This window comes from Nonomuraea turcica (assembly GCF_030718205.1).
In the GTDB taxonomy this organism is placed as follows: domain Bacteria; phylum Actinomycetota; class Actinomycetes; order Streptosporangiales; family Streptosporangiaceae; genus Nonomuraea.
On the sequence record NZ_JAUZQF010000004.1, the window covers coordinates 235,267 to 262,179 of the forward strand.

At 70.6% G+C, this 26,913-nt stretch carries 22 protein-coding genes; 15 read left to right on the forward strand and 7 right to left on the reverse strand.

Annotated features, from left to right (window positions below; genetic code table 11):
- Positions 1-57 precede the first annotated feature (57 nt).
- Complete coding sequence (locus Q9G87_RS13035; RefSeq protein ID WP_371825763.1) at positions 58-1,035, forward strand: LacI family DNA-binding transcriptional regulator; 978 nt, start codon at positions 58-60, stop codon at positions 1,033-1,035.
- Here the strand turns inward: Q9G87_RS13035 and Q9G87_RS13040 are convergent.
- Complete coding sequence (locus Q9G87_RS13040) at positions 1,004-1,993, reverse strand: winged helix-turn-helix domain-containing protein (protein ID WP_305916569.1); 990 nt, start codon at positions 1,991-1,993, stop codon at positions 1,004-1,006. The genes Q9G87_RS13035 and Q9G87_RS13040 overlap by 32 nt on opposite strands.
- A 64-nt stretch (positions 1,994-2,057) precedes the next feature.
- Between Q9G87_RS13040 and Q9G87_RS13045 the strand changes: the two genes are divergently transcribed.
- The 9 genes from Q9G87_RS13045 (at position 2,058) to Q9G87_RS13085 (ending at position 12,120) form a co-directional block, all read left to right on the forward strand.
- Positions 2,058-3,251 (forward strand): MFS transporter, encoded by a 1,194-nt coding sequence (locus Q9G87_RS13045; protein ID WP_305916570.1) that lies wholly within the window; start codon positions 2,058-2,060, stop codon positions 3,249-3,251.
- Positions 3,252-3,342: 91 nt separating this feature from the next.
- On the forward strand, positions 3,343-4,311 hold the full coding sequence (locus Q9G87_RS13050) for a sugar-binding transcriptional regulator (protein WP_305916571.1): 969 nt from the start codon (positions 3,343-3,345) through the stop codon (positions 4,309-4,311).
- Between the two features lie 144 nt (positions 4,312-4,455).
- Positions 4,456-5,553: an ABC transporter substrate-binding protein gene (locus tag Q9G87_RS13055; protein WP_305916572.1), complete on the forward strand. Its 1,098-nt coding sequence runs from the start codon at positions 4,456-4,458 to the stop codon at positions 5,551-5,553.
- Positions 5,553-6,323 carry an ATP-binding cassette domain-containing protein gene (locus tag Q9G87_RS13060; protein WP_305916573.1) on the forward strand — a complete coding sequence of 257 codons (771 nt, stop codon included), beginning with the start codon at positions 5,553-5,555 and terminating at the stop codon, positions 6,321-6,323. Before Q9G87_RS13055 ends, Q9G87_RS13060 begins: the two co-directional genes overlap by 1 nt.
- Positions 6,320-7,600 (forward strand): sugar ABC transporter permease, encoded by a 1,281-nt coding sequence (locus tag Q9G87_RS13065; RefSeq protein WP_305916574.1) that lies wholly within the window; start codon positions 6,320-6,322, stop codon positions 7,598-7,600. Before Q9G87_RS13060 ends, Q9G87_RS13065 begins: the two co-directional genes overlap by 4 nt.
- Positions 7,600-9,069, forward strand: coding sequence for an FGGY-family carbohydrate kinase (locus Q9G87_RS13070; RefSeq protein WP_305916575.1), 1,470 nt, complete (start codon positions 7,600-7,602; stop codon positions 9,067-9,069). Before Q9G87_RS13065 ends, Q9G87_RS13070 begins: the two co-directional genes overlap by 1 nt.
- Positions 9,066-10,502: an FGGY-family carbohydrate kinase gene (locus Q9G87_RS13075; RefSeq protein ID WP_305916576.1), complete on the forward strand. Its 1,437-nt coding sequence runs from the start codon at positions 9,066-9,068 to the stop codon at positions 10,500-10,502. The genes Q9G87_RS13070 and Q9G87_RS13075 overlap by 4 nt, the downstream gene beginning before the upstream one ends.
- On the forward strand, positions 10,499-11,119 hold the full coding sequence (locus tag Q9G87_RS13080; protein ID WP_305916577.1) for a histidine phosphatase family protein: 621 nt from the start codon (positions 10,499-10,501) through the stop codon (positions 11,117-11,119). Before Q9G87_RS13075 ends, Q9G87_RS13080 begins: the two co-directional genes overlap by 4 nt.
- Complete coding sequence (locus Q9G87_RS13085; RefSeq protein ID WP_305916578.1) at positions 11,116-12,120, forward strand: 2-hydroxyacid dehydrogenase; 1,005 nt, start codon at positions 11,116-11,118, stop codon at positions 12,118-12,120. The genes Q9G87_RS13080 and Q9G87_RS13085 overlap by 4 nt, the downstream gene beginning before the upstream one ends.
- On the opposite strand, the gene Q9G87_RS13090 is transcribed toward Q9G87_RS13085, so the two are convergent.
- The gene (locus Q9G87_RS13090; protein WP_305916579.1) at positions 12,117-12,905 is read right to left on the reverse strand and encodes an AMP-binding protein; all 789 of its coding nucleotides are present in this window, start codon (positions 12,903-12,905) and stop codon (positions 12,117-12,119) included. The two genes, Q9G87_RS13085 and Q9G87_RS13090, sit on opposite strands and share 4 nt — an antisense overlap.
- A 328-nt stretch (positions 12,906-13,233) precedes the next feature.
- Here Q9G87_RS13090 and Q9G87_RS13095 point away from each other — a divergent pair, with 328 nt between their 5' ends.
- On the forward strand, positions 13,234-15,096 hold the full coding sequence (locus tag Q9G87_RS13095) for an ABC transporter ATP-binding protein (RefSeq protein WP_305916580.1): 1,863 nt from the start codon (positions 13,234-13,236) through the stop codon (positions 15,094-15,096).
- A gap of 36 nt (positions 15,097-15,132) precedes the next feature.
- On the opposite strand, the gene Q9G87_RS13100 is transcribed toward Q9G87_RS13095, so the two are convergent.
- Entirely contained in the window at positions 15,133-16,590 is a 1,458-nt protein-coding gene (locus tag Q9G87_RS13100; RefSeq protein ID WP_305916581.1) for a peptidoglycan D,D-transpeptidase FtsI family protein, read from the reverse strand.
- A gap of 36 nt (positions 16,591-16,626) precedes the next feature.
- Positions 16,627-16,980, reverse strand: a complete 354-nt coding sequence (locus Q9G87_RS13105) for a MerR family transcriptional regulator (RefSeq protein ID WP_371825764.1) — start codon at positions 16,978-16,980, stop codon at positions 16,627-16,629.
- A 157-nt stretch (positions 16,981-17,137) separates the two neighbouring features.
- Between Q9G87_RS13105 and Q9G87_RS13110 the strand changes: the two genes are divergently transcribed.
- A complete protein-coding gene (locus Q9G87_RS13110) occupies positions 17,138-18,061 on the forward strand; it encodes an aldo/keto reductase (RefSeq protein WP_305916582.1) in 924 nt (307 codons plus the stop codon).
- A gap of 164 nt (positions 18,062-18,225) precedes the next feature.
- Here the strand turns inward: Q9G87_RS13110 and Q9G87_RS13115 are convergent, their stop codons facing one another.
- Complete coding sequence (locus Q9G87_RS13115; RefSeq protein WP_305916583.1) at positions 18,226-18,864, reverse strand: TetR family transcriptional regulator; 639 nt, start codon at positions 18,862-18,864, stop codon at positions 18,226-18,228.
- A 91-nt stretch (positions 18,865-18,955) separates the two neighbouring features.
- Here Q9G87_RS13115 and Q9G87_RS13120 point away from each other — a divergent pair, with 91 nt between their 5' ends.
- Positions 18,956-20,257 carry a GH1 family beta-glucosidase gene (locus tag Q9G87_RS13120; protein WP_305916584.1) on the forward strand — a complete coding sequence of 434 codons (1,302 nt, stop codon included), beginning with the start codon at positions 18,956-18,958 and terminating at the stop codon, positions 20,255-20,257.
- Here Q9G87_RS13120 and Q9G87_RS13125 read toward each other — a convergent pair.
- The gene (locus Q9G87_RS13125) at positions 20,239-21,135 is read right to left on the reverse strand and encodes a hypothetical protein (protein ID WP_305916585.1); all 897 of its coding nucleotides are present in this window, start codon (positions 21,133-21,135) and stop codon (positions 20,239-20,241) included. The genes Q9G87_RS13120 and Q9G87_RS13125 overlap by 19 nt on opposite strands.
- A gap of 202 nt (positions 21,136-21,337) precedes the next feature.
- On the opposite strand from Q9G87_RS13125, the gene Q9G87_RS13130 reads away from it, so the two are divergent.
- Both Q9G87_RS13130 and Q9G87_RS13135 read left to right on the forward strand, forming a co-directional pair.
- Positions 21,338-24,364: a M14 family metallopeptidase gene (locus tag Q9G87_RS13130; RefSeq protein ID WP_305916586.1), complete on the forward strand. Its 3,027-nt coding sequence runs from the start codon at positions 21,338-21,340 to the stop codon at positions 24,362-24,364.
- A gap of 126 nt (positions 24,365-24,490) precedes the next feature.
- On the forward strand, positions 24,491-25,924 hold the full coding sequence (locus Q9G87_RS13135; protein ID WP_305916587.1) for an aldehyde dehydrogenase: 1,434 nt from the start codon (positions 24,491-24,493) through the stop codon (positions 25,922-25,924).
- Positions 25,925-26,154: 230 nt separating this feature from the next.
- On the opposite strand, the gene Q9G87_RS13140 is transcribed toward Q9G87_RS13135, so the two are convergent.
- Entirely contained in the window at positions 26,155-26,907 is a 753-nt protein-coding gene (locus Q9G87_RS13140; RefSeq protein WP_305916588.1) for an alpha/beta hydrolase, read from the reverse strand.
- Between the last annotated feature and the right edge of the window lie 6 nt (positions 26,908-26,913).

The window sequence follows — 26,913 nt, forward strand, 5'->3', positions numbered from 1 at the left end:
CGCACAGCCGCCTTGACAACGTTGTCTGTCCCCTACCTGGTAAGACATGATCCTGGCGTGAGACCGACGATGAAGGACGTCGCCACGGCGGCGGGCGTGGCGCTCAAGACCGTCTCGCGCGTCGTGAACGGCGAGCCGGGCGTGCACCCGGCCACCGCCGAACGGGTGCGCGCGGCCATCGACCGGCTGGGCTACAGCCGCAACGAGAGCGCGCGGGTGCTGCGCCGAGGCAGGACGGCCACGGTCGGGCTGGTCATCGAGGACGTCGCCGACCCGTTCTACTCGGGGTTGAGCAGGGCCGTGGAGGACGTGGTGATCGGTCACGACTGCCTGCTGCTGACCGGCTCGTCCGGGGAGGAGCCGGTCAGGGAGCGGGAGCTGGTCGAGACGTTCTTCACCCGCCGGGTGGACGGCCTCATCGTGGTGCCGGCCGGGGACGACCACACATACCTGCGACCGGAGCTGGAGGCGGGGACGAAGGTGGTGTTCGCGGACCGGCCGCCGGGGGCGGGGCTCGACGTGGACACCGTGCTCGCCGACAACGCGGGCGGGGCCGAGCAGGCGATCCGCCACCTGCTCGGGCACGGGCATCATCGCATCGCCTTCCTCGGCGACGACCTGGCGATCTACACCGCCGCCGAGCGGCACCGCGGCTACCGGGAGGCCCTCGGTGGCCTGTACGACCCGCGGCTGGTCTCCATGCGGCCGCCCACGTTGGAGGGGGTGCGGGCGGACCTGGACAGGATGTTCGCCCTGGACAGGCCGCCGACGGCGCTGTTCACCGGCAACAGCCGCTACACCGTGACCACGCTGCGGGCGCTGGCCGGCCGGCCGATCGCGGTGGTGGGCTTCGACGACTTCGAGCTGTCCGACCTGCTCCAACCTGGGGTGACGGTCGTGGCGCAGGATCCGTCCTGGATGGGGAGGGTGGCGGCCGAGCTGCTGTTCCGGCGGCTGCGCGGCGACGTGGGGCCGCCCGAGCACATCCAGCTCCCCGTGCGCCTCATTCCGCGCGGCTCGGGCGAGCTCCCTTGATCAAGGCGTCGCCGAGCGGCGTGCGTGCGTAGAGGACGCTGCGGCCCGTACGGGTGCCGGTGATCAGGCCCGTCCTGCGCAACGCCGCGACGTGCTCGCCCGTGGTGCCCACGCTCTGCCGGAGCAGGGCCGCGAGCTGCGTGGTCGTGGCCGGCTCGGCGAGCTCGGCCAGGATGAGCGCGCGGCTGCGGCCGATCAGCGACGACAGGTCCGCGTCAGGCGCCGCGGGAGCGGCCGCGATTCCTCTGGCGGGGTAGATCATCGCGTATGGCCAGGCGTCCTCCAGGTAGACGGCGATGGTGCGCATGAACGCCGACGGAAGGAACAGCAGCCCCTTGCCGCCGAGCCTGCGCGGCCCGCTGATCGACCTCATCTCGAGCTCGATGCGCCCGCCGCGCCGCCAGTGGACGCGCGGGCTGAGGTCCTCCAACGCCGACTGCCAGCCGTAGGCGGCGAGCCGTCCCGCCCGCTGGGCCACGTCGCGCTGGAGGATCGCCCGGAATCGAGGCCACTCGTGGGAGACGATCTCCGTCCACAGCGCCTCGTACGCATCCGCGAGCCGCTCGACCACATGCGGCCCCAGCAGCAGGTCAAGGACCCAGCCGGGAACCGGCCGCCCGGCCAGCACCCTGGTGATCTCGCCGTGCGCCTGCTCCAGCGGCGTGGCCCGCATGGAGGCCAGCTCAGCCTCGAACGGCACGTCCACGGCCGTGGGCGGAGGGGCGACGAAGTCGACGTTGGCGGCGCCTGTGTTGCCGCTGATCGCCCCGGCCGCCCGGAGGGCGGGATGATCACGCGCGAGCTCCCGGTACTTCTCCCGCCACCGCCTGGCCCACTGGCCGTGTACACCTGCCTCAGCCCTGCCGGCGAGCACCCACTGGGCGTGCATGGTCTCGATCAGCGGCGAGATGGCGAACCTGCTGGCCACCAGGTCCTGCGGAGTGACCTCGATGCTCACGACCACCTTTCGGTTATATCCGAAAAAGTCGCCCGATGGCTGTGGCGCTCGCAGCATCGGTCCCATGAAGGGTGCGACGTTCGGCGAGGTGTTCGCCGTCAGGGAGTTCCGGGTGCTGTTCGGCAGCTTCGTGCTGCTCATCGCCGGCGACATGATCAAGATGCTGGCCCTGGCCGTGCTGGTCTACGAGCGGACCGGCTCGCCCGGGCTGTCGGCCGCGGCGTACATGGCCGGATGGTTGCCGTTCATCCTGGGCGGGCTGTTCCTGTTGTCGCTGGCCGACCGGATGCCGCCACGGGCGCTGATGATCGCCGGCGAGCTGGTCAGGGCGGTCACGTGCCTGCTGCTGGCGTACGCGGGGCTGCCGGTGTGGGGGCTGCTGGCGCTCGTGCTGGTTACCGGGCTGTTCTCGCCGGTGTTCTTCGCGGCGCGGGCGGCGATGCTGCCCGAGGTGCTGCCGGGTGACGCGTTCGTGCTGGGGCGTTCGGTGCTCAACGTCGCCTCGGCGAGCGCGCAGATCGCTGGGCTGGCCGTCGGGGGCGCGTTCCTGGGTTTCGCCGGGCCTTCCGGGGCGCTGGCGGTCACTGCGGGCCTGTCGGTCGTGGCCGCCGTGGTGCTGCGGGTAGGGCTGCCGTACGGGCCGGCGCGGGGTGCGGCCAAGGGCGGTGCGGTACGGGAGACACTGCGGGTCAACCGGCGACTGCTGGCCGACGGGCGGGTTCGCGGGCTGTTGCTGGCCGGCTGGGTGCCGTGTGTGTGCCTGGCCGGGGCCGAGGCCATGGTGGTGCCGTACATGGGCGGGGAGGGACAGGCCGGGGTGGTGCTGGCGGCGGCCGCGGCCGGTATGGCGGTCGGCGAGTTCGCGGTCGGCCGCTTCGCGGCGCCGACATTGCGCGAGCGGTTGTCGTTGCCCCTGGCACTGCTCCTGGGGATCCCCTGGATCGGCTACGCGTTCGGGCCGGAGGTCGTGTGGGCCTCCGTGCTGGCGGGGGTGGCGACGGCCGGGCTGGCGTACCAGCTGGGGTTGCAGCGGCGGTTCGTGGACGCGGTGCCCGAGGAGGTGCGCGGGCAGGCGTTCGGGCTGCAGTCCGCCGGGCTGATGACCGGCCAGGCGGTCGGCGCGACCCTGGTCGGGGTGCTGGGCGAGGCGATCGGGCCTGGCCCCGCGATCGCGGTCGCGGGCGGCGGGGGCATCCTGGTGGCGCTGGCCCTGGCCGGCGTGCTGCGCCCGTCACCCGCGCCGCACCCGGCCCGCTGATCATGATCAACGACTAGCCTTCTCTCCGGAGAGCACACGGGTATAGTCGTTGCACATCAGTTCAGCAAGCTTGTTCACGAGGAGCGCGTGCATGAATGCCGCCGACGTCGCCCCGGACGCGCAGCAGGCCAGGTTCCCGCATGAGCTGATGTACGCGGCGGCGCAGCAGTATTACATGGAGGACGCCACGCAGGGTGACATCGCCCAGCGGCTCGGCGTCTCCAGGGCGACGGTGAGCAGGCTGCTCACCGAGGCGCGCAAGCAGGGCATCGTCGAGATCAAGGTGCACCGTTCCGCCGCGCTGGCGGAGGGCCCGCTGGCCGACGAGGTCGCGCAGGCGCTCGGCCTGGAGCGCGTCTTCCTGGTACCCAAGGTCAGCGGCCCGGCGCTGGGCCCCTGGCTGGCGCCCGGCGTGGCCCGCGCGCTGGCCGCCGTGGGCCTGGCATCCGGCGACGTCGTGCTCGTCTCCTCCGGCAGCACCGTTTACGAGTGCGCCCGCGAGGGGCTCGGCCGCTTCCCCGGCGTCACGATCGCGCCCGCGGTCGGCGGACAGGAGGAGCCGCAGCCCTGGTTCCAGACCAACGAGACCACCCGCATCCTGGCCGAACGCGTCGGCGGCGTGCCCGCCTACCTCTACGCCCCCGCCCTGCCCGGCCCTGAGCTGTTCTACTCCCTGCAGCACGAGCCGTCTGTACGCCGCGTCATGGACCTGTGGGCGCATGCCAAGTGCGCGATCGTCGGCGTCGGCTCGCCGCCGTTGATGCGGCAGATGGTGCCCTCACTCATGCCGCGCGACGCCGACAGCCTGCGCGAGGCCGTGGGCGACGTGTGCATGCGGGTCTACGACCGCAACGGCGCCCCGATCACCTATCCGGGCGGCGAGCGGCTGGTGGCCACGAACCTGGAGGAGCTGCGCCGCATCCCCGCCGTGATCGCGGTGGCCGTGGGCGCGGAGAAGGTCCTGTCGATCGTCGCCGGCGCCAGGGGCGGCTACTTCAAGCAGCTCGTCACGGATACGCCCACCGCGGAAGGCCTGGTGGCAGCCGCTCGCCAGCTCTGAACATCTGTGCTGGACAAAGTTTCTGAACGCGCGCTAACGTGTGCCGCACCACGGGATTTCCCCCACGTGAGGGCATGCCCGTGGCTCGGGGGCAGCGAGCGTTTGGATCCGTCCGCGAGGACATAGCGAGTGAGGAACGAATCCGTGAACAGAGCTCAGATGCGGACCTCCGCGTTCGCCGCAGTGGCAGTGCTGGCCTCGACGCTGGCGGCGTGCGGCTCAGGCTCCGGCTCAGCCGGCGGTAACACTGGCGGCGGGAACACCGGCGGCGGCGACCTGCAGAACGCCAAGGTCGCATTCCTCATGCCCGACCTCGCGTCGACCAGGTACGAGCTGCAGGACAAGCCGCTGTTCGAAGCGAAGATGAAGCAGCTGTGCCCGACCTGTGAGGTCATCTACCAGAACGCCGACTCCGACGCCGCCAAGCAGCAGCAACAGGCCAACTCCGCGCTCGCTCAGGGTGTCAAGGCCATCGTGCTCGACCCCGTCGACTCCGCCGCCGCGGCCACCATCGTCAAGTCGGCGCAGTCGCAGCAGGTGCCGGTCATCGCTTACGACCGGCCGATCCCGGCCACACCGGCCGACTACTACATCTCGTTCGACAACGAGAAGATCGGTGCGATGATCGCCCAGTCCCTGGTGGACCACCTGAAGAAGGAGAACGCCGAGGGCGGGATCCTCCAGGTCAACGGCTCCCCGACGGACGCCGCGGCCGGGCTGATCAAGAAGGGTATCCACAGCGCGGTCGACCCGAGCGGCTTCAAGCTGCTGGCCGAGTACGACACCCCCGACTGGCAGCCGGAGAAGGCGCAGACCTGGGTGAGCGGCCAGATCACGCAGTTCAAGGACCAGATCGCCGGCGTGGTCGCGGCCAACGACGGCACCGGCGGCGGCTCGATCGCCGCGTTCAAGGCCGCGGGTGTGCAGGTGCCGCCGATCACCGGCAACGACGCCGAGCCGGCCGCCGCGCAGCGCATCATCGCCGGCGACCAGTACAACACGATCTCCAAGCCCATCAAGATCGTGGCTGAGGCGTCGGCGAACGTGGCCTGGGAGTTCATGCAGGGCAAGAAGCCCGCCGGCAAGACCACGCTTTACAACACGCCGTCCGAGCTGTTCACCCCCACGGTCGTGACCAAGGAGAACATCAAGGAAGTGTTGTTCGACGGCGGCATCATGAAGGCCACCGAGATCTGCACCGGCGCGTATGCCAAGGGCTGTGCCGAGCTCGGAATCAAGTGATGAACGTTCTTTCGCTCCGCGGAATCAGCAAGACCTTCGGCGCGGTGGCCGCGCTCACCGGCGTCGACCTCGACGTGGCCGCCGGTCAGGTCGTGGCGGTCGTCGGCGACAACGGCGCAGGCAAGTCGACGCTGGTCAAGATCCTGTCGGGGGTGCACCCGCAGGACTCCGGCACGATCACCTTCGAGGGCCGCGAGGTCGACATCCCCACGCCGGCCGCCGCGCACAAGCTCGGCATCGCCACGGTCTTCCAGGACCTGGCGCTGTGCGAGAACCTCAACGTCATCCAGAACCTGTTCCTCGGCCAGGAGGTCCGCCCGCTGCGGCTGAACGACGTGGCCATGGAGACCCGCTCGTGGGAGCTGCTCCGCCAGCTCTCAGCCAAGATCCCGAGCGTGCGGGTGCCGGTCGCGGCGCTGTCCGGCGGCCAGCGGCAGACGGTCGCCATCGCCAGGTCGCTGCTCGGCGATCCGAAGGTCATCATCCTCGACGAGCCCACCGCCGCGCTCGGCGTCGCGCAGACGGCCGAGGTGCTTAACCTGGTCGAGCGGCTGCGGGAGAGCGGCCTGGGCGTCATCATGATCAGCCACAACATGGCGGACGTGAAGGCCGTCGCCGACACCGTGGCGGTGCTGCGGCTCGGCCGCAACAACGGCGTGTTCGACGTGGGCGAGGTCTCCACCGAGGACATCATCGCCGCCATCACCGGCGCCAGCGACAACGCGGTCTCCCAGCGGGCGGCTCGGGCGCAGGAAAGGAAGCCCTCATGAGCACGCGACGGCATGCGGCGACCGAGCCCGCCTCACCGGGTGAGCCCATGAGCACGGCGACCGACCGGCAGGACGAGCGGCTCCAAGACCGCGACGGGCTGCGCGGCGCGCTCGCCGACGTGGTCGAGCGGGCCCGCGGCGGCGACCTGGGCGTCATCCCGGTCGTGGTCGGGCTCGTGGTCATCTGGACGGTTCTGCAGGTGCTCAACCCGGTCTTCCTGTCCAGCGCGAACCTGGTGAACCTCACCCTCGAATCGGCCGCCGTCGGCGTCATCGCGCTCGGCATCGTGTGTGTGCTGCTCGTGGGCCAGATCGACCTGTCGGTCGGCTCGGTGAGCGGGCTGTCGGGCGCGGTGCTCGCGGTGCTGTTCGTGGGCGAGGGGCTGCCGGTCTGGCTGGCCGTCGCGGCCTCGGTCATCATGGGCGCCGTGATCGGATGGCTGTACGGGCAGCTGTTCAACAGGTTCGGGGTGCCCAGCTTCGTGATCACGCTGGCCGGGCTGCTGGCCTTCCTCGGGCTCCAGCTGTACGTGCTGGGCACGAAGGGGTCGATCAACCTGCCGTTCGACTCGGGACTGGTGAACTTCGCGCAGCTGGACTTCGTGCCGGCCTGGTTGTCGTACACGTTCGCGCTGATCGCCGCGGTCTGGCTGTTCGCCAGCGGCTACCTGCACGCGCGGGAGCGGCGCCGGGCGGGGCTGTCGGCCAAGAGTGTGTCCACGCTGGCGCTCAGGAGCGCGGCGCTGCTGGCGGTGCTGGCCTTCGTGGTCTGGTATCTCGGCCAGACGCGCGGCGTCGGCTGGATGTTCGTCTTCTTCGTCGCGCTCGTGCTGATCATGCACTACCTGCTGTCGCGGACGAAATGGGGCCGGGCGGTCTACGCCGTGGGCGGCAACGTGGAGGCCGCGCGCCGGGCGGGCATCAACGTCAAGGCGATCTACACCTCGGTGTTCGTGTTGTGCTCGACGTTCGCGGCGGTCGGCGGCATCCTGGCCGCGGCCAGGCTGGCGGCGGCCAACCAGAGTAGCGGCGCGGGCGACGTCAACCTCAACGCGATCGCGGCGGCCGTGATCGGCGGGACGAGCCTGTTCGGCGGGCGCGGCACGGCCTTCGGCGCGCTGCTCGGGATCATCGTGATCCAGTCGATCTCCAGCGGCCTCACGCTGCTCAACCTCGACTCCTCGATCCGGTTCGTGGTCACCGGCGCGGTGCTGCTGCTCGCGGTGATCGTCGACTCGGTGTCGCGCCGGTCGAGGACCTCGCACGGCAGGGCCTGATGGCGATCATCTGCGTGGACGCGGGGACCACCGTCATCAAGGCGGTCGCGTACGACGCCGCGGGCGCGGAGTCGGCCGTCGCCCGGCGCGAAACCGTGGTGTCCAGGCCCGCGCCCGGCCACGCCGAGCAGGACATGCGCGCGGTCTGGGACGCGGTCGCGGCCACGGTCCGCGAGGTCGCGACCGGGAACGTCGACTTCCTGGCCGTGACGGCCCAGGGCGACGGCTGCTGGCTGGTCGGCGCGGATCTCGAGCCCACCGGTCCGGCCATCCTGTGGAACGACGCCCGCGCGGCGGCGACCGTGGACTCCTGGACGCGGGAGGGACGGGCCGCGGCGGCCTTCCGGATCAACGGCTCCTCGGCCGCCTCCGGGCTGCCGCACGCGATCCTGACCTGGCTGCGCGCCCACGACCCCCAGCGACTGGACCGGTCGGCCGCCATGCTCACCTGCGGCGGCTGGATCTTCGCGAAGCTGACCGGGGAGCTGGTGGCGGATGAGTCGGACGCCTCGGCTCCGTTCATGGACCTGCGGGCACGGGCGTACTCCCCCGACCTGCTCACCCTGTTCGGCCTGGAGCAGGCCGAGCGGCTCCTTCCACCGGTCCGCTCCTGCCCCGTCGCCGAGCTCACCCCGGATGCGGCGCGGGCGCTGGCGCTGACCCCGGGGACGCCGGTCGTCATGGCCCCGTACGACATCGCCGCGACGGCGCTGGGCGCGGGCGCGGTCGCGCCCGGGCAGGCGTGCGGCATCCTCGGGACCACGCTGTGCACAGAGGTCGTCGTCGGCTCTCCCGAGCTGGACGGCGAGCCGATCGGCATCACGATCGCGTTGCCCGGCGGCTACCTGCGGGCGTTCCCCACGTTCGCGGGCACGGAGGTGGTGCAGTGGACGTGCCGCCTGCTGGGGTTGCGCGAGCCTGCGGAGCTGGGCGAGCTGGCCGGGCTGAGCGCGCCGGGAGCGGGCGGGCTGACGTTCCTGCCTTACCTGTCGCCGGCCGGCGAGCGGGCGCCCTTCACCGACCCCCTTGCCCGGGGCGCGATGCTCGGCATGTCGTTCGAACACGGCCGTGAGCACGTCGCGCGGGCGGCACTCGAAGGGCTCACCATGGTGATCAAGGACTGCCTGGCGGCCACCGGCGCCGCGCCCACGGAGCTGCGCGTGTGCGGAGGCGGATCCGCCAACGCCGCCTGGCTCGGGATGATCGCCGACGTCACCGGGCTGCCGGTGCGGCGCTCGGCCGACGCCGAGGTGGGGGCGCGGGGCGCGTACCTGGTGGGCCTGGCCGCCACGGGCGCCGCGCCGTCGGTGGCCGCGGCGGCGGCCGATCACGTACGCCTGCGCGACGCGGTCGAGCCCGACCCCGGGCGGCAGGACTTCTACGCGCGGATGTTCGCCGACTTCCTGACCCTGCGCGAGGCCAACGCCGGTTCGTGGCCGCTGCTGGGCGAGCTGAGGGACCGTTCATGAGCGTCTGGATCGGCATCGACCTCGGCACGCAGAGCGTGCGGGCGATGGCCGTCGGCGAGGGCGGCGAGGTGCTCGGCGCGGCCGGTCGCCCGCTGACCAGCCGCCGCGACGGGCCCCGCCACGAGCAGGACCCCGAGGAGTGGTGGCGCGCGCTGGCCGCCGCCACCCGCGAGGCGCTGCGCGACGTGCCCTCTTCTCTGGTGGCGGGCGTGGCCGTGGCCGCCACCTCTGGAACGATCCTGCTCACGGACGCGGCCGGCCGGCCGCTGACCCCGGCGCTCATGTACGACGACCGACGAGCCGACGCCGAACGGGTCAACGAGGTGGGCGCGCCCGTGTGGGAGCGGCTCGGGTACCGCCGGATGCAGCCCAACTGGGCGCTGCCGAAGCTGCTGTGGCTGCTCAGGGACGCTCCGGCCGGGGCCCGGCCGGCGCACCAGAACGACTTCGTGAACCGGCGGCTGGTCGGGCACGAGGTGCCTACGGACCTGAGCAACGCGCTCAAGACCGGTGTGGACCTGATCGAGGAGCGCTGGCCCGCCGAAGTGCTGGACCTGGTGCCTCCGGAGATCCTCCCCGAGGTCGTACGTCCGGGCACCCAGTTGGGGGTGGTCTGCGCGGCGGCCGCCGAGGAGACCGGCCTCCCGGCGGGCACACCGGTGATCGCCGGGATGACGGACGGCTGCGCGGCCCAGCTCGGCGCGGGCGCCACCCGGACCGGCAGCTGGAACTCGGTGCTGGGCACGACGCTGGTGCTCAAGGGCGTGACGAAGGAGCTGCTCCACGACCCGCTCGGCGTGGTGTATTCGCACCGCGCCCCCGACGGCTCCTGGCTGCCCGGCGGCGCTTCGAGCACAGGCGCGGGCGCCCTGACCCGCGACCTGCCCGGCCGCGATCTGGACGCGCTGAGCACGCAGGCCGCGGCGCGCTTTGGCGTCACGTCCGAAGGGCCCCTCTTCGTGCCCGTGACCTACCCGCTCGTGTCGCGCGGTGAGCGCTTCCCGTTCGACGCGCCCGACGCCGAGTCCTTCACGCTCGGTGAACCGGCCGACGACGTCGAACGTTATGCGGCCATCCTCCTCGGGGCGGCCTTCGTCGAGCGCCTCTGCTTCGACCATCTCGACCTCCTCGGCGCTCCTGTGGACGGCGAGGTGATCCTGACCGGCGGCGCCACGCGCAGCGCCTTCTGGAACCAGCTGAGGGCGGACGTCCTGGGACGTCCCGTGACGCTGCGCGAGAACGCCGAGCCCGCGCTGGGCATGGCCGTCCTGGCCGGCGGCGACCCCAGCCGGATGATCAGGACCCGCGCGACAGTGGAACCGTCACGCACCGACCTGCGTGAGCCGTACCTGCGCTTCGTCGCCGAGCTGGAACGACGCGGCTGGCTTCAGGAACAGGCCGCGCGACACGCCCGCGAGAGGACCGCCCGATGACCGACCTCGTGCTCGTCCGCCACGGCGAGACCGTCTGGCACGCCGAGAACCGCTACGCCGGCGTCAGCGACATCGAGCTCACCCCGCGCGGCCACGCCCAGGCCGCCCAGCTAGCCGAATGGGCGGCACGAGCGGGCCTGTCGGCGGTATGGTCCTCCACGCTCAGCCGCGCCAGGATCACCGCCGAGGCGAGCGCGGCCAAAGCCGGCGTGGCACTCCGGACCGACCCCCGGCTGCACGAGCTGGACTTCGGGGAGGGAGAGGGCCTGACCTCGGCCGAGATGGCTGAACGGTTCCCCGGGGCACGCGCCGCCTTCGAGGCCGACCCCGCCGGGCACCCGCTGCCCGGCGGCGAGGACCCGCACGGGGCCGCCGCCCGCTTCGTCGCGGCCCTGCACGACATCGCCGCCGCCCACCCGGGCGGCCGAGTGCTGGTGGTCGCGCACACGACCGCGATCAGGCTGACCCTGTGCCGGCTGATCGGCGTGCCGCTCGGCGAGTACCGGCGGTTGTTCCCGCGTCTGGACAACTGCGCGCTGACCGAGCTGCGTCTGCGTGATGAGGGCGGGCGGGCCGCGTTGCTGCAGTACAACTCCCCGATTGGAGCCGTTCGTTGACCACCCGAGTCCTTGTCGCAGGCGACCACTTCGTCCAGAACCGCCTGCTCATCGACGCGCTCAGGCGCGAGGTCCCTGGCGAGGTGGACATCCGCGAGCTGACGCTGCCCTGGCCTGTGCAGCCGTTCGGCCGGGTCGGCGAGGTGGACGAGGCCTCGGACGTGGAGGACGAGCTGATCGAGGCGCTCCGCGGCGTCGAGGTCTGCGTGACCCAGATGGCTCCCCTGACCAAGCGGGTCCTGGACGCCTCTCCCGACCTGCGACTGTTCTGCGTCAGCCGGGGCGGCCCGGTGAACGCGAATCTGGAGGCTGCGGCGCAGGCCGGCGTTGCGGTGACGTACGCGCCCGGCCGCAACGCGGTCGCCACCGCCGAGCACACGCTCGCCATGTTGCTGGCCGCCACCCGCAGGATCCCCCAGACCCACGCCGATCTCGCCACAGGCGTGTGGCGGGGCGACTACTACATGTACGACAACGTCGGCCCCGAGCTGGACGGCAGCACGGTCGGCCTGGTCGGCTACGGCGCGATCGGCCGCCGCGTGGCCCGCATGCTGGAGGGCTTCGGCGCGAGCGTCCTCGTCCACGACCCGTACGTCGACGTGCCCGGCCGGGTGGAGCTCGACGAGCTGCTGCGCCGCTCCCGCTTCGTCTCCCTGCACGCCCGCGCCACCCCGGAGACCGCCGGCATGATCGGCGCGGCCGAGCTCGCCACCATGCCGCGCGGTTCGGTCCTGGTCAACTGCGCCCGCGGCGCACTGCTGGACTACGACGCGATGTGCGACGCGCTGGATTCCGGTCACCTGTTCGGCGCCGCGATGGACGTCTTCCCCGAGGAGCCGATCCCGCCGGGCTCACGCCTACTCACGACGCCGAACCTGATCATGAGCCCGCACCTGGCCGGGGCCAGCAAGGAGACGGCGATGAAGGCGGCCGCGATCGTGGCCGCGGACGTGGCCCGCTACGTGCGCGGCGAGCCGCTCCTCCACCCTGCCACTCCTTAAAGGGCGACCCCTTGAGCGCTCCCGCGGACGCGCTGCAGGCTGCCGTCGGTGCCCGCCACCACGGTGACGGCGAAATCGTGGATACCGCCGGGTAGATCATCACCTGCGGCCACCACCAGAGCGCCCTTCGACATGCCGAGACCGACGAGGGCGAGCAGGTCGCAGCCGCCGTCGGGCCGCCACGTGGTCAGCACCACGTCGGACTCGGCCAGGCGTACGGGCCGGTCGAGCTCGGCCATCCTGGCCAGCAGCGCCGCGTGCGACATGCGGCGGCCGTCGGCCAGCAGCAACGCGTCCTGGTGCGCGGCGTCGAGCGCGGGCAGCGCGATGGGCTCCAGCGTGAGCAGGGTGCGGAAGTCGATCGCCTCGAGCGCCGCACCGAGCGAGACGACCTGCCGCACCCGGGATCCGCGCGCCGCCTGCCTCGCCGTCTCGGCCAGGTCGGGTGTGGTGATCAAAGTGCGTGCGTCGCAGGCCAGCAGCCAGGCGGCCATGTCCTCGGCGCCGAGCGCGGGGTCGATGGGCGCAGCCACCCCTCCGGCAGCCAGCACCGTGTGCACGGCCAGCGTCTGCGCCCCCGCCGTCGACACGTGCACGGCCACGACCTGGTCGCGTCTGGCGCCCCCGCGCACGAGCCCGGACGCCGCCCTGGTCACGTCGGTCACCAGCCGCCGATAGCCGTAGACGTGGCCGCCGCGCAGGTCGACCAGCGCCGGCCGGTCACCGCGCTCGTAGGCCCGGTGGAACACCTCGCTGATCACGGTGGCCGAGGCGTCGGGCTGCATATCCGCCAACGTACGACCGCCCCGGACGGCGCAGCGTCCACCGATCTATGGAGCCCTCTGTGCCTTGGGCGGGCCCGAGCCCTGCGCGGCTCGAGCCCGCTGCCGCGCGCCCGGAGCCGGACACCCACCCCTCCGAAGATGTCCGGCCCCTCGGCTGCGCGGCGTCCCCAACCGTAGAGCTACGCAAGGGGGCCGCACATGCATTGACATGGCCATACGACGATGCAGAAGGCAATATGTAGACGAGGCAGATATTACTATCCGTATTCGAGCAACTACTCTAGATAATCGGTGGTGAACTGTCGGTGCCCGTAGGCACACTCGAGTCATGGCCGATGAGCCGTTAGAGCTCGGTGAGATCTCCTTCTCCGACTGGCATGCCCACACGGACAAGTTGGCGGACGTGCGCTTCCTGACCATCGCCAGGCGACTGCCGTCGCTGGTGGCCCAGGCGATGCGCATGGCGTGGCGGGCCAGCCCGCGCGACACCGTGGCCACGGTCACGCTCAACCTGCTCGGTGGCGTGCTCACCGCGTTCGGGCTGCTGGCCACGACAGGCGTGCTGACCGCGCTCTTCAGCGAGGGCCCGACCCCGGACCGCGTCGTGGCCGCGCTGCCCAGTCTGGCCCTGGTGGCCGCCGCGGCGGCGCTGCGCACGGCGGTGCAGGCCGGCGCGGGCTGGGCGCAGGCGCGCTTGGACCCGCAGGTCAGCCGTCTGACCGAGGAGCGGCTCTACGGCCTGACCAGCCGCGTCGACCTGGTCGCCTACGACGACCCCGAGTTCCACGACGCGTTACAGCGGGCCAGGCTGCGCGGCGTGGCCATGGCGGACCAGGTCGTGTCCGCGGCCGTCGACGTGCTGAGCGCCGCCGTCGGCATCGCCGCCGTGGCCGGCGTGCTGGGCGTCCTGCACCCGGTGCTGCTCCCGCTGCTCCTGCTGGCGGTGCTGCCGGACGCCTGGGCCATGGTCCGCAGCGCCAGGATGCGCTACGCCACCCTCTACGCCCTCATCCCCGCCAACCGCCGCAAATGGATCATCGGTGAATTGCTGGCCAACCGCGAGCCGGCGGCGGAGGTCCGCTCGTTCACGATGCGCGGCTTCCTGCTGCGCATGTACGACGCTGTGGCGCGGGCCGAGCAGGACGTGATGCTCAAGCTGGCCAGGCGGCAGACCTTCGCCGGGCTCGCCGGCCAGGCGCTCGGCGGCCTCGGCACCGGCCTGGTCTACCTCGCGCTGGGCGTGCTCCTGGCGATCGGGGCGATCCCGCTGGCCGTGGCCGGCACGGCGGTCCTGGCCATCAGGTCCGCCCAGCAGTCGCTCGGCAATCTGATCTACGCCACCAACCGCCTCTACGAGGAGGGCCTCTACTTCACCGACTTCTTGGAGTTCTGCGCCGACGCCGAGCGCCGCGTGTCCGCGAGACGACCGGCCGCGATGCCGCCGGGCTTCCAGCGCATCACCGCCAGCGGCGTGACGTTCACCTACCCCGGCGCGCAAGCGCCGGCCCTGCGCGAGGTGACCATCGAGATCAAGCAGGGTGAAGTGATCGCCTTCGTCGGCGAGAACGGCTCAGGCAAGACCACCCTCGCCAAGATCCTCTCGGGCCTCTACGAGCCGGACTCCGGGGTGGTCCTGTGGGACGACACCGACCTGAAACAGGTCAACCCGGAAGACCTGCGCCTCCGCACGGCCGTGATCGCCCAGGACCACACCCGCTGGCCGCTCACCGCCCGCTACAACATCACGATGGGCACCGACAAAGGGGACGAGTCCTTACACGCGGCCGCGGCGGTGGCGGGCGCCGATGAGGTCATCGCCGATCTGCCCCACGGCTACCGCACCCTCCTCGACCGCCGCTTCAAAGACGGCCACGAGCTGTCCGGCGGCCAATGGCAGCGCATCGCCGTGGCCCGCGGCTTCCACCGCGACGCCGACCTGCTAATCTGCGACGAGCCCACAGCCGCGCTCGACGCCCGCGCCGAACACGCCCTCTTCGAGCGCATCCGCACCCACTCCGGCGGCCGCACCGTCCTGCTCATCACCCACCGCCTGGCCAGCGTCCGCTACGCCGACCGCATCTACGTCCTCGACCACGGCAAGGTCACCGAGCAAGGCGACCACGACACGCTCATGGCCCTCGACGGCCTCTACGCCGACCTCTACTCCCTCCAGGCCAGGGCCTACCGCTGACCGACGCTCACGCCAAGGTCTACCGCCGGCGGGCGCTCACGCCAAGACGGCCTCGATCACGGCCCGCGCGATCGGCGCCACGTTGGCGGCCCGGGCGCCCGGGTGCTCCAGCACCACCCCCACCGCCACCTCCGGTTTGTCGGCAGGTGCGAAGGCGGTGACCAGCGCGTGGTCCTCCGCGCCGGGGACGGCCCGTGACATGGCGGTCTCGGCGGCCACCTCCACGCCGGGGATGGCCGCGCCCGTTCCTGTGCCGCCCGCGTGCGTCACCGTGGTCATCATCGCCGCCAGATGTCTGGCCAGCGGGGCCGGCACCGCCGTGCGGTACGGCGTGGGGCCGGCCCTGTTGATGACCGATCCGTCCGCCAGGCGCACCTCCTCCACCAGGTACGGCCGCATCAGCACCCCGTCGTTGGCCACGGCCGCCGACAACATGGCGATCATCAGCGGCGTGGCTCTGTCCTCGTGGTGCCCGATGGCCGCCAGCGCCGTCTGGGCCCGCGTCATGGCCGGAGCGGTAGGAAACCTGCTCGGCGTCGTGGCCACCGGAATCGCCAGACTCTCCTCGTTGAACCCGAACGCCTCCGCCTGGTCCCGCAGGATGTCCTGGCCGAGCTGCATCCCTATGGTGGCGAACGCCGTATCGCAGGAGACCTGGAAGGCGTACAGGAGTGTCGGGCGGGTGTCGCGGCAGCCGGGATCGTTTCGGACGTACGCGGAAGTTCCCGGCAGCGGCAGCCGCGCCGGGGCGTCGACCAGGCCGGCCGGGTTGTACTCGCCGGAGCCCAATGCCGCGGCCGTGGTCACCAGCTTGAACGTCGAGCCCGGCGGATACGTCTGGCGCAGCGCCCGGTTCAGCAGCGGCCGCCCGGGCGCTCGCCGCAACCCCCGCGCCGTCTCGGCCAGCCGGGAGCGGTCGAACGTGGTGAGGACGTTCGGGTCGTACGACGGGTACGAGGCCAGCGCCAGGATGGCGCCCGTCGCCGGGTTGATCGCCACCACCGCCCCGGGCACGCCCACCGCCTTGAGGCTCTGGTACGCAGCCCACTGCGCCCGGTCGCTGATCGTCAGCCGCACGTCGGCCCCTTCGACGCCGCCGTCCTTCACCAGCGACCGGACCTTGACCTTGGCGTCGTCACCCGACAACACCGCGCCCTGCGCCTGCTCGATGCCGGAGGAGCGGTAGAGCGACAGGTGCCCGGTGACCGGCGCGTAGACCTCGCCGTGCCGGTAGACCCGCTGATAGAGGTACGGGCCGCCGCCGGCCGGGCGGCTCGTGGCGATGGCCGTGCCGTCGTAGGTCAGGATGTCGCCACGCGGGTGGCCGAACCTGGCGAGCAGCGGCCGCTCGTTCCTGCGGTCGGCGTTGAGCGCCTGGGACCCGAACGCCTGCACGATCGTGATGTGGCCCAGCAGCACGAACAACATCGCCGCGCCCACCATGGCAACGCGGCGCAGCGACACGTTGATCCGTCCGGCCCTCGCTCCGGCCATGGATCTTGGTCTATCGGCCGGATGGCAAAGGCGGGTCTACATGACGCTGCGGTAGTAGGAGATCTTGTTGTGGATGTAGCGCTGGCGCTCGGCCAGGTTCGCGATCTGCGCCTGGACGTGCCCGTCGTGCTCCTCCAGCAGCTTGATCCGATCCGGGATCGTGTGGTCTCCCGCGCGGACGAGCTCGGCGAAGCGCAACATCGTGGCGATGGGCATGCCCGTGTCACGCAGGCAGCGCAGCATGCCGAGCCAACCGATGTCGTCCTGAGTGAACCTGCGCTGGCCGGAGGCGTTCCTGGTGACTCGCTCCAGCAAGCCGATCTTCTCGTAGTAACGCAGGGTGTCGAGACTGAAGCCGGTCTCCTCGACCGCCTCCGCAGGCGTATACACCGTCAGGCGCCCGCCGGGGGTGGCCCCATGACGGTGACCGTGCTGTGTCCATTGGTTCGCTCGCTACGCTCGCTCACGCTGCCAGTTTCCCACCTGGAGTCCACTCCAGGTCAACCGCATTGACATGGAGTGCACTCCAGCTCCCACAGTCGTGGCCATGAACATCGCACTCGGCACGATTCACTTCGGCACCGGCGTCGATCTGCGGGACACCTTCGCCATCCTGGACCGGTTCCACGAGGCGGGCGGCACCATGCTCGACACCGCCAACAACTACCCGTTCTGGGTGGAGGGCTGCACCGGCGACGAGAGCGAGCAGGCCATCGGTGCCTGGCTGGCCGCCCGCGGCAACCGGGACGAGATCTTCATCAGCACGAAGGCCGGAGGGCGGCCCACCGTCCCCGGCGACAAAACCCTCGACTCCGCCGAGGGCCTGTCGGCGCCCGTCATCGCCAGGGCCGCGGAAGGCAGCCTCCGGAGGCTGGGGACGGACTACATCGACCTGTACTGGGCGCACATCGAGGACCGCTCCGTGCCGCTGGAGGAGACCCTGGGGGCGTTCAACGAGCTCGCCGTGCAGGGCAAGGTGCGCGCCCTGGGCGCGAGCAACGTGGCGACCTGGCGGCTGGAGCGGGCCAGGAACGTCTCGGCGGCGCGCGGGTGGATGCCGTACACGTACGTGCAGCTGCGGCACACGTACCTGCGGCCCCGGCCGCTCACCAAGCCCGCGGAGGCGGGGCACACGCTGGTGACGGACGAGTTGCTCGACTACCTGGCCGCCGAGCCGGACATGACGTTGTGGGCGTACAACACGCTGATGTTCGGCGCGTACACGCGTCCCGACCGGCCGATCTCCGAGATCTACGACCACTCGGGCACCACCGCCCGCCTCGCCGTCCTCCAGGAGGTGGCGAACGAGCTGGGCGCCACCCCGAACCAGGTGGTCCTGGCCTGGCTGATGGCCGACGGCATCGTCCCGATCGTCGGTGTGTCGACGATGGCGCAGTTGGAGGAGGCCATCGGCGCCGCAGACCTGAAGCTGGACCCGGATCTCCGCGCCCGCCTGGACGCCCCGGCCTGAGCCGTGTGGCCCCGGGCCGCCGCCCCCAGGCTACGGGGCGGCGGCCCGCCGCATGCGTCCGCTCGCCGTGGCGGGGCCCGCGTGCGGCCGGTCTCGCCGTGGCGGAGCCCGCATGCGACCGGTCTCCGTGGCGGGGGCGGCGGGCGGGCGGGTGCCGGTGGTGGTTACGGGAGGTGGTCGGAGAGGTAGCGGCGGACCAGTTGTTTGCACTCGGCGATCAGCGCCGCGTCGCCTCGGGGGTCGACACGGAAGGCGAGCTTGAGCACCGCGTCCGTCGCCTCGACCGCCACCACCAGCGCCCGGTCGAGCCCCGGCCCCGCGGGCATGTCCAGCACCTCCATCGTGAGGGCACGCAGCCGGTCGGCCACGATCGCGTTGTTGTCCCTCGCCCCGTCGAGCGTGCGATCGGTCCCCGGGACCGCGGGCCCCCCTGGCGCGACCAGCACCTCGCCGAAGTCCATGACCGCGAACCCCGGCGTGGTGCGCTTCATGTCGACGAACTCGTCGATGGCGAGGTCGACCAGGTCGGTCCAGTGGCCGAGCTCGGCCGTGGCGATGCGCTCGGTGATCCGCTCGAGGAACGCGTCGAGGTTGCGTAGCGCCAGCGCCCGCACCAACCCCTGTTTGTCGTGGAAGAACTGGTAGAACGTGCCGATCGGCACTTCGGCCCGGCGGGCGACCTCCTTCGTGGTCAGTCCCTCATATCCGACCTCGTCGAGCAGCAACGCGCACTCGTCGAGCATCCGCTCCACCCGCTCCACGCTGCGGCGCTGGGCGGGACGGCGGCGCAAGATACTCGTCATGCCCCCATCCTGGCGTATTACCAGGAGGTAAAGGGAGTCACTTGGGCTTCAGATAACATGAGCCATACTCGCATCTACCGGGAGGGCTGTCATGTTCCTTTGGGGTACGGCCACCGCCGCCTACCAGATCGAGGGTGCCGTCGCCGAGGACGGCAGAGGCGCTTCCATCTGGGACACCTTCAGCCACGAGCCCGGCCGCACCAGGGACGGCCACACCGGCGACGTGGCGTGCGACCACTACCACCGCTGGCGCGAGGACGTCGCCCTGATGTCCGGTCTCGGCGTGAACGCCTACCGGTTCTCGATCGCGTGGCCGCGCGTCCAGCCCCTCGGCTCGGGCCCGGCCAACGCCAAGGGTCTCGATTTCTACGAACGGCTCGTGGACGCCCTGCTGGAGGCGGGCATCCAACCGGTGCCCACGTTGTTCCACTGGGACCTGCCCCAGGCCCTGGAGGACCGCGGCGGGTGGCTGAATCGCGAAATTTCGGAAATGTTCGCCGAGTACGCCGCCGCCGTCGCCACCCGCCTCGCCGACCGCGTCCCCCTGTGGATCACCCTGAACGAGCCGTTCGTGCACATGGCCTTCGGCTACGCCATGGGCGTGCACGCCCCCGGCCAGGCCCTGCTGACCGGCGCCCTGCCGGCCGCGCACCACCAGTTCCTGGCCCACGGGCTGGCGGTGCGCGCGCTGCGAGCCGCGGGGGCGCGCCAGGTGGCCGTCACGAACAACTGCACCCCGGTCTGGCCCGCCTCTCAGCAGGAGCCCGACCTGAGGGCGGCCGAGGCCTACGACATTCTGCACAACCGCCTGTTCAACGACCCCATCCTTCTCGGCAAATATCCCGACCTGTCGGCCTACGTCCCGGCCCTCGACGTCGTCCGCGACGGAGACCTCGACGTCATCGCCACACCCTTGGACGCGCTGGGCATCAACTACTACAACCCCACCCGCATCGCCGCCCCGACGTCGGAAGGCCTGCCGTTCACCGACGCCGGCATCACCGGCTACCCCACGACGGCGTTCGGCTGGCCGATCGTCCCCGACGGCTTGCGCGAGCTCCTCACCGGACTCAAGACCAGGTACGGCGCCGCGCTCCCGCCCATCCTCATCACCGAGAACGGCTGCTCCAACGACGACACGAGCACGCTCGACGACGCGGCCCGCATCGCGTTCCTGGAGGGCCACATCGCCGCGATGCGGCAGGCCATGGCCGAGGGCGTGGACGTCCGCGGCTACTTCGTCTGGTCGCTCCTGGACAACTTCGAGTGGGCCGAGGGCTACCACCAGCGCTTCGGCCTGGTGCACGTGGACTTCGCCACCCAGCGCCGAACCCCGAAGGCGTCCTACGCGTGGCTGAGGGACTTCCTGCGGGGTCAGAACACCGACACGTGAACGTGGTCGTAGTGGTTGGCCGTGATCCCGCCGCGGTCCGACATCGGATCCCAGCCGCCCCCTGAGCGGATGTCGTAGTAGCGCTGCTTCCAGATGATGTACATCACGCCGAGCCTGGAGCCGTTCTTGATGAGCCAGTCGGCCAGGGCGTCGCCGTTGGCGCCGTCGGCCCCGGCGGCCATGGTGCCGCCTCGGGACATCATGAAGTCGCAGGCCCGGCCCTTGCCGTGCTCGCCGGGGTCGCCGGGGCGCAGGCAGCCCACACCGTATTTCATCGGGAAGTTCTGCATGATCTCGGCACGCACCTGGACCATGCGCGGCGTCAGGCCGTCCGCACCGCCGGGCTGCTGGAAGCCGTATTTGTTGAGCAGGCGCTGAATGTCGTCGCGCTTGCCCAGGAGGGTCTTGATCTCCTTCTTCAGCTTCTCGATCTTGTCATTGGCGTTGAGCTTCGCCTCTTTGGAATCCTCGATCAGCTTCTGGATGCTCTTGACGCGCTCGGTCCGCTCGGTGGCCATGTAGGTCATGTTGGCCGCCTGGCCGAGGACCTGATGCGGCTCGGCCGTCATGCCGAAGAGCTGGATGCCGTCGATGGGGCCGATCATGTAGGCGGTCTGGGCGATGCGCCCCACGTCCGCCTGCGCGGCCGCGAGCTTGGCCTGCAGACCGCTCGAGGTGTCGGTGGCCCGCTTGGCCTGGATCCTGATCTCCTCCAGGCTCTGGATCTGGCCACGGTAGAGCTCGTTGAGCCGGGCCGCCTGTTTGGTGAGTTTGCGCAGCTCAGCAGGGCTGGGATCGGCCGACGCCGGCTGCGGCGAGTGGAGCCCGAGCAGCCCGGAGAGGACGGCGACAAGAACGGCGAACCGCCAGATTCTCACACCCGTCCCTCCCCTCATAGACGGACCGAAACTATAGAAGATGATCTTGATTCCTGTCATCCGAACGACCGAACTGCCGCACCTTTGGCGAGGTTTGGCACCCTTTGCCGTAGTTAACGCGGATCTAAAACATTAGGTCTTGCCTAGATCGCTCCAACGGTTTGAGATGGCGATCGAATCGACTCTGCGAAGGGGCAGACTGTTGTCTCGATCAACGAACCTCGCCGCCGCCGTGATCCTCGGCTTAGGCACCTTACTCGTGGCCGCCCCCACCTCCGTGTCCGCCGACCCGCTGCCGCCCGGCGACCAGATAGAGCTCTACCAGCTCGAAAGCGCACCAGGCACCGCCCAGACTCTCAGAGAGAAGGGCTTCGACGTCGTCCAGCACGAGACCAAGGGCGACAAGGAGCACGTGGAGCTGACCGCCGCCCAGGCGGACGTGGCCGGGCTGAGGAAACTCGGCTACAAGCCGGAGCCCGTACGCAACCCCCAGGGCCAGACCCAACTGCAGGCCGCCAAGGCACAGGCGGCCGGCGGCTACACCGTCTGGAAGTCCTACTCCGAGCCGGGCGGCATCGCCGACCAGCTCAAAGCCATCGCGAACGCCAACAAGGACATCGTCAAGCTCCAGTCCATCGGCAAGTCCGTGCAGGGCAAGGACATCCTGGCCGCCAAGGTGAGCACCGGCGCGCGGCTGCTGCCCGACGGACTCAAGCCGTCCACCCTCTTCTCGGCCACACAGCACGCCCGCGAGTGGATCTCGACCGAGATCGACATGCGGCTGCTGAAGTACGTGGTCGCGAACAAGAGCACGCTCAAGGACCTGCTCAACAAGACCGAGCTGTGGTTCGTGCCGGTGGCCAACCCCGACGGTTACGACTTCACCTTCACCGAGGGCAACCGCCTGTGGCGCAAGAACCTGCGTGACAACAACGGCGACGGCAAGATCACGGTCGGCGACGGCGTCGACCCGAACCGCAACTTCCCCACGAACTTCCACTACGACGAAGAAGGCTCCTCCAGCGTCACGAGCAGCGACACCTACCGCGGCCCGGCTCCGGCCAGCGAGCCGGAGACCAAGGCCATGGACGGCCTGCTCAAGCGCGTCGGGTTCGAGATGCAGCTCAACTACCACTCCTACGGCCCGCTGCTGCTCTACCCGATGGGTGTGCAGATCGCCACGGAGACGGCTGACAACCCTATCTACGAGGCGCTCACCGGAACCGACGACAAGCCCGCCGTCCCAGGGTTCGACCCCGACCTCGGCGCCGAGCTCTACACCACGAACGGCGACACCAACGACCAGGCCCACTTCCAGTACGGCACGCTGTCGTGGACCCCGGAGCTGAACGAGGGCTGCGACGGCTGCGGCTTCGTCTTCCCCGATGACGAGACCCTGGTGCAGGCGGAGTTCGAGAAGAACGTGCCGTTCGCGCTCGACGTCGCCAAGTCGGCGGTCAACCCCGTCGAGCCGGTGAGCCACCTGGGCAACAAGACCCCCGACTTCGTGCTCGACCCGTTCGAGGTCAGCCACGGCAAGGACCAGGTCGTCCAGGTCAACGCCAAGCGCAAGCTCGGCCCGGTCTTCCTGAACTACCAGGTCAACGGCGGCCGTACGAAGGTCGTTCCGACCGGCGAGTGGAAGGGCGGCGAGCGCTACGGCAAGGGCTACAACCGCTACTACCACTGGATGCGTGGCAAGATCACCGGCGCCAAGCCCGGTGACCAGGTGAAGGTCTGGTTCACCTCGATCGGGAAGAAGAGCGCCGACTTCACCTACACCGTCGCGTCCGACATCGGCGGACAGGTGCTGGTGCTGGCCACCGAGGACGTCACCGGCATCAGCCCCGTCCAGGGCGTGGCCGAGGCCAAATACGCTGACGAGTACACCGCAGCGCTGACGGCGGCCGGCTACACCTCCGACGTGTACGACATGGACAAGATGGGCCGCAAGGCCCCGCACCCGCTGGGCGTGCTCAGCCATTACAAGGCCGTGGTGTGGGAGACCGGCGACGACATCATCCCGCGCTCGACCGGCCAGGTGCCCGGCACCACGTCCAAGGGCGGCGTGGACACCGAACTCGCCGTGCGCGACTACCTCAACGAGGGCGGCAAGCTGCTGCACGCCGGCAAGTACGCGTCGTACGCGGCCAACAGCAACGGCTCCTACTACTACGAGCCGGACCAGCCCGCGCAGTCCGAGTGCGCCGTGGCCGACGACCCGCCGTGCATCCCGGTGTTCAACGACTTCCAGCAGTACTACCTGGGCGCCTACGTCTTCTTCGACGACGCGGGCACCGATCACGATACCGGCCAGCCGTACCCGCTGACCGGCAACGGCGGGAGGTTCGACGGCTTCAACGCCACGCTGGAGCCGAGCCACACCAACTCGTTCGTGGCCACCTCGGCCATCCTGCCCGCGCAGCAGTTCCCGCTGTTCGAGAGCTCCGCGCAGGTCAAGTGGGTACGCCCGGGCGGCCCCTTCGACCCGCACACCGGCGCCTGGGACGTCTACAGCGGCATCGCCGACGTCTCGTGGAAGCGGCTGACCAAGACCATCGACCTGACCGGCAAGTCGAGCGGCGACCTGTCGTTCTGGACGTCGTACGACACCGAGAGCGAGTGGGACTTCCTGACCGTGGAGGCCCGCACGGCCGGCGGCGACGACTGGACGACTCTGCCCGACGCCAACGGCCACACCTCGCAGGTCACCGGCAGCAGCTGCGACCCGCCGAGCGGCGGCGACGGCTGGCGGACCATCCATCCGTTCACGCAGCGCTACCAGGGACCGAACTGTGAGCCGACCGGCACCTCCGGCGCGTGGCACGCCGCCTCGGGCAATTCGGCCGGCTGGCAGCAGTGGAAGATCGACCTGACCCCGTATGCGGGCAAGCAGGTCGAGCTGTCCATCTCCTACATCAGCGACTGGGGCACCCAGGGCGCGGGCGTCTTCCTCGACGACTTCAAGGTCACGCTGGACGGCGCGACGGCGGAGGAGACCTCGTTCGAGTCCGACCTCGGCGGCTGGACCATCGGGGCGGCCCCCGAGGGCTCCTCCTCAGCGGTCAACAACTGGTTCCGCACCGACCAGGTGTTCGAGGAAGGCGGCGGCATCGTCACCAAGGACACCGTCTACCTCGGATTCGGCGCTGAGAGCATCACCGACCAGGCGGCGCGTACGGACCTGATCAAGCGCTCCATGCTGCACCTGCTCGGCGATCCTCGCTAAGCCAGTCTTGAGGGGCGCGGCACGCTGGTGCCGCGCCCCTCTTGCGTGCGCGGACAGAACATGGTTCGGTCGGCTTGGGACATCCCGCGAGCAAGCAAGCATTAGGTCATCAGGAGGGCTCACGACATGCGCCAGCACGACACGCTGTTCATCGGGGGCGAATGGGTGGCCCCGGCGGGCACGGGAACGATCGACGTCGTCTCACCCCACACCGAGGAGGTCGTCGGCCGGGTGCCGGAGGGCACGGCCGCGGACATGGAACGCGCGGTGGCGGCCGCCCGTGAGGCGTTCGACCACGGGCCGTGGCCGCGGATGACGTTCGCCGAGCGGGCCGAGGTCATCGGCAGGCTGGCCGCGATCTACAACGAGCGGCAGGGCGAGATGGCCCAGCTCATCACGGAGGAGATGGGCTCGCCGATCACCTTCTCCAACCTCGCGCAGGCGCCGCAGCCGCTCGGTATGCTGCAGTACTACGCGGAGCTGGGCAAGACGTACGAGCAGGAGGAGCAGCGGCCCGGGCTGTTCGGCCCGGTCACGGTGCGGCGTGAGCCCGTGGGCGTGGTGGCGGCCGTGGTGCCGTGGAACGTCCCGCAGTTCGTCACGATGACCAAGCTGGCGCCCGCGCTACTGGCCGGCTGCACGGTCGTGCTCAAGCCCGCGCCGGAGACGCCGCTGGATGCGTACCTACTGGCCGAGTGGGTGGTCGAGGCAGGCGTGCCCGCCGGGGTTCTCAACATCGTCGCCGCCGGCCGCGAGGTCGGCGAGCACCTGATCTCCCACCCGGGCGTGGACAAGGTGGCCTTCACCGGCTCCACCGCGGCGGGCCGCCGCATCGCGGCCATCTGCGGCGAGCAGCTCAAGCGGGTCAGCCTGGAGCTGGGCGGCAAGTCGGCCGCGATCATCCTGGACGACGCCGACCTGGCCGCCAGCATGGGCTTCTTGTCGATGGCCTCCCTCATGAACAACGGGCAGGCGTGCGTGGCGCAGACCCGCATCCTGGCCTCGCGCAACCGCTACGACGAGGTCGTCGAGGCCATCGCGAACATGGTCAACTCCCAGCCCGTCGGCGACCCCGCCGACCCGGCGACCGGCATCGGCCCGCTCGTGGCCAAGCGGCAGCAGGACCGGGTGGAGGGCTACATCAAGATCGGCATGGACGAGGGCGCCAAGGTCGTCGTCGGCGGCCTCGACCGGCCCCACGACCGCGGCTGGTACGTCTCCCCCACCGTCTTCGCCGGCGTCACCAACGACATGCGCATCGCCCGCGAGGAGATCTTCGGCCCGGTCCTGGCCGTGATCCCGTACGAGGACGAGGCCGACGCCGTCAGGATCGCCAACGACAGCGACTACGGCCTGGCCGGCACGGTGTGGACGGGCGACACCGAGCGCGGCATGGAGGTGGCCCGTCAGGTGCGCACCGGCACCTACGGCGTCAACTGCTTCATGCTGGAGACCAACGCGCCCTTCGGCGGCTACAAGGCCAGCGGCGTCGGCCGCGAGCTGGGGCCCGAGGGCCTGCAGAGCTACCTGGAGTACAAGTCGATCGCCCGGCTCGGCTGAGGCCTGCTTATTTGGCCTCACTCCGTGAGGCGGCCTGCTCGGGGCCCCGCGCGGTCTCTCGCGGGGCCCACGGCGGGCATGGGCAGGATGTCACCCAGCGCGCCCCCGCGACGCTGGGCGACCGCCTGACTACTGAAGTATGTCCCACGTCCACCGCATCGACGGTTTCCTTCCCCAGGGACTTTCTCCCGGCGGTTTCCTTCCATCCGCTCTAGGTAGACGTGTTTTACTCACAAAAAGTTCGAGGAGATCCATTTGCCGATTCTGGTGATGAGTGCGGGGGTTGCGGCGGCCTCGGCGTGGCCGTACCCGGGCTCGATCCAGAGCTCTTTGGGCTCGCGTGCGCCGGCGTACAACTGGTGCGCGTGCTCCAGCGGGAAGAACGTGTCGGCGTCGCCGTGGACGATCAGCAGAGGGGTCGGCGAGATGAGCGCGGCGGCCTCGTAAGGCGGCATCGGGATCGGGTCCCACGGGCCGCGGGCGATCCTGGTGCGCTTGGCCACCCTGGCCGCCCACCGCCCGAACGGCTGCTCGATGGCCCAGTGCACCTGGCGCATCGGCTTGGTGCCCCGGTAGTGCCAGCGGGCCGGGCCGCTCACCGCCGCCACCGCGTCGACCCCGCCACGCAGCGCCGCGTGCCGTACGGCCACCGCCGCGCCCATGGAGAACCCCACCACCGCGATCTTCTCGTAGCCCACCACGCGCGCGTGCCTGACGGCCGCCTCCACGTCCAGCACCTCCAGGTCGCCCACGGTCGTCTCGCCGCCGGAGCGCCCGTGGCCGCGGAAGTCGAAGGCGATCACGCCGGCGTACCCGCTGAGCACGTGCACGATGCGGCGCGCCGGACGCTCCCGCCACGACCCGGTGAAACCGTGCGCCACCACGATCCCGAGGTCCGTCCGCGCGGACGGGGTGTGGGCGGCATCGATGCGAACCCCGTCCTCAGTCCTGAGCATGACGGGGAAGTTGGGCGCGAAAGGCATGAATAC

What these genes read in the sequence shown, in the direction of transcription:
- Q9G87_RS13045 (WP_305916570.1), top strand. Translation starts at nt 2,058, where the DNA reads ATGAAGGGTGCGACGTTCGGCGAGGTGTTCGCCGTCAGGGAGTTCCGG.
- Q9G87_RS13050 (WP_305916571.1), top strand. Translation starts at nt 3,343, where the DNA reads ATGAATGCCGCCGACGTCGCCCCGGACGCGCAGCAGGCCAGGTTCCCG.
- Q9G87_RS13060 (WP_305916573.1), top strand. Translation starts at nt 5,553, where the DNA reads ATGAACGTTCTTTCGCTCCGCGGAATCAGCAAGACCTTCGGCGCGGTG.
- Q9G87_RS13065 (WP_305916574.1), top strand. Translation starts at nt 6,320, where the DNA reads ATGAGCACGCGACGGCATGCGGCGACCGAGCCCGCCTCACCGGGTGAG.
- Q9G87_RS13070 (WP_305916575.1), top strand. Translation starts at nt 7,600, where the DNA reads ATGGCGATCATCTGCGTGGACGCGGGGACCACCGTCATCAAGGCGGTC.
- Q9G87_RS13075 (WP_305916576.1), top strand. Translation starts at nt 9,066, where the DNA reads ATGAGCGTCTGGATCGGCATCGACCTCGGCACGCAGAGCGTGCGGGCG.
- Q9G87_RS13080 (WP_305916577.1), top strand. Translation starts at nt 10,499, where the DNA reads ATGACCGACCTCGTGCTCGTCCGCCACGGCGAGACCGTCTGGCACGCC.
- Q9G87_RS13090 (WP_305916579.1), bottom strand. Translation starts at nt 12,905, where the DNA reads ATGCAGCCCGACGCCTCGGCCACCGTGATCAGCGAGGTGTTCCACCGG.
- Q9G87_RS13095 (WP_305916580.1), top strand. Translation starts at nt 13,234, where the DNA reads ATGGCCGATGAGCCGTTAGAGCTCGGTGAGATCTCCTTCTCCGACTGG.
- Q9G87_RS13100 (WP_305916581.1), bottom strand. Translation starts at nt 16,590, where the DNA reads ATGGCCGGAGCGAGGGCCGGACGGATCAACGTGTCGCTGCGCCGCGTT.
- Q9G87_RS13110 (WP_305916582.1), top strand. Translation starts at nt 17,138, where the DNA reads ATGAACATCGCACTCGGCACGATTCACTTCGGCACCGGCGTCGATCTG.
- Q9G87_RS13115 (WP_305916583.1), bottom strand. Translation starts at nt 18,864, where the DNA reads ATGACGAGTATCTTGCGCCGCCGTCCCGCCCAGCGCCGCAGCGTGGAG.
- Q9G87_RS13120 (WP_305916584.1), top strand. Translation starts at nt 18,956, where the DNA reads ATGTTCCTTTGGGGTACGGCCACCGCCGCCTACCAGATCGAGGGTGCC.
- Q9G87_RS13135 (WP_305916587.1), top strand. Translation starts at nt 24,491, where the DNA reads ATGCGCCAGCACGACACGCTGTTCATCGGGGGCGAATGGGTGGCCCCG.
- Q9G87_RS13140 (WP_305916588.1), bottom strand. Translation starts at nt 26,907, where the DNA reads ATGCCTTTCGCGCCCAACTTCCCCGTCATGCTCAGGACTGAGGACGGG.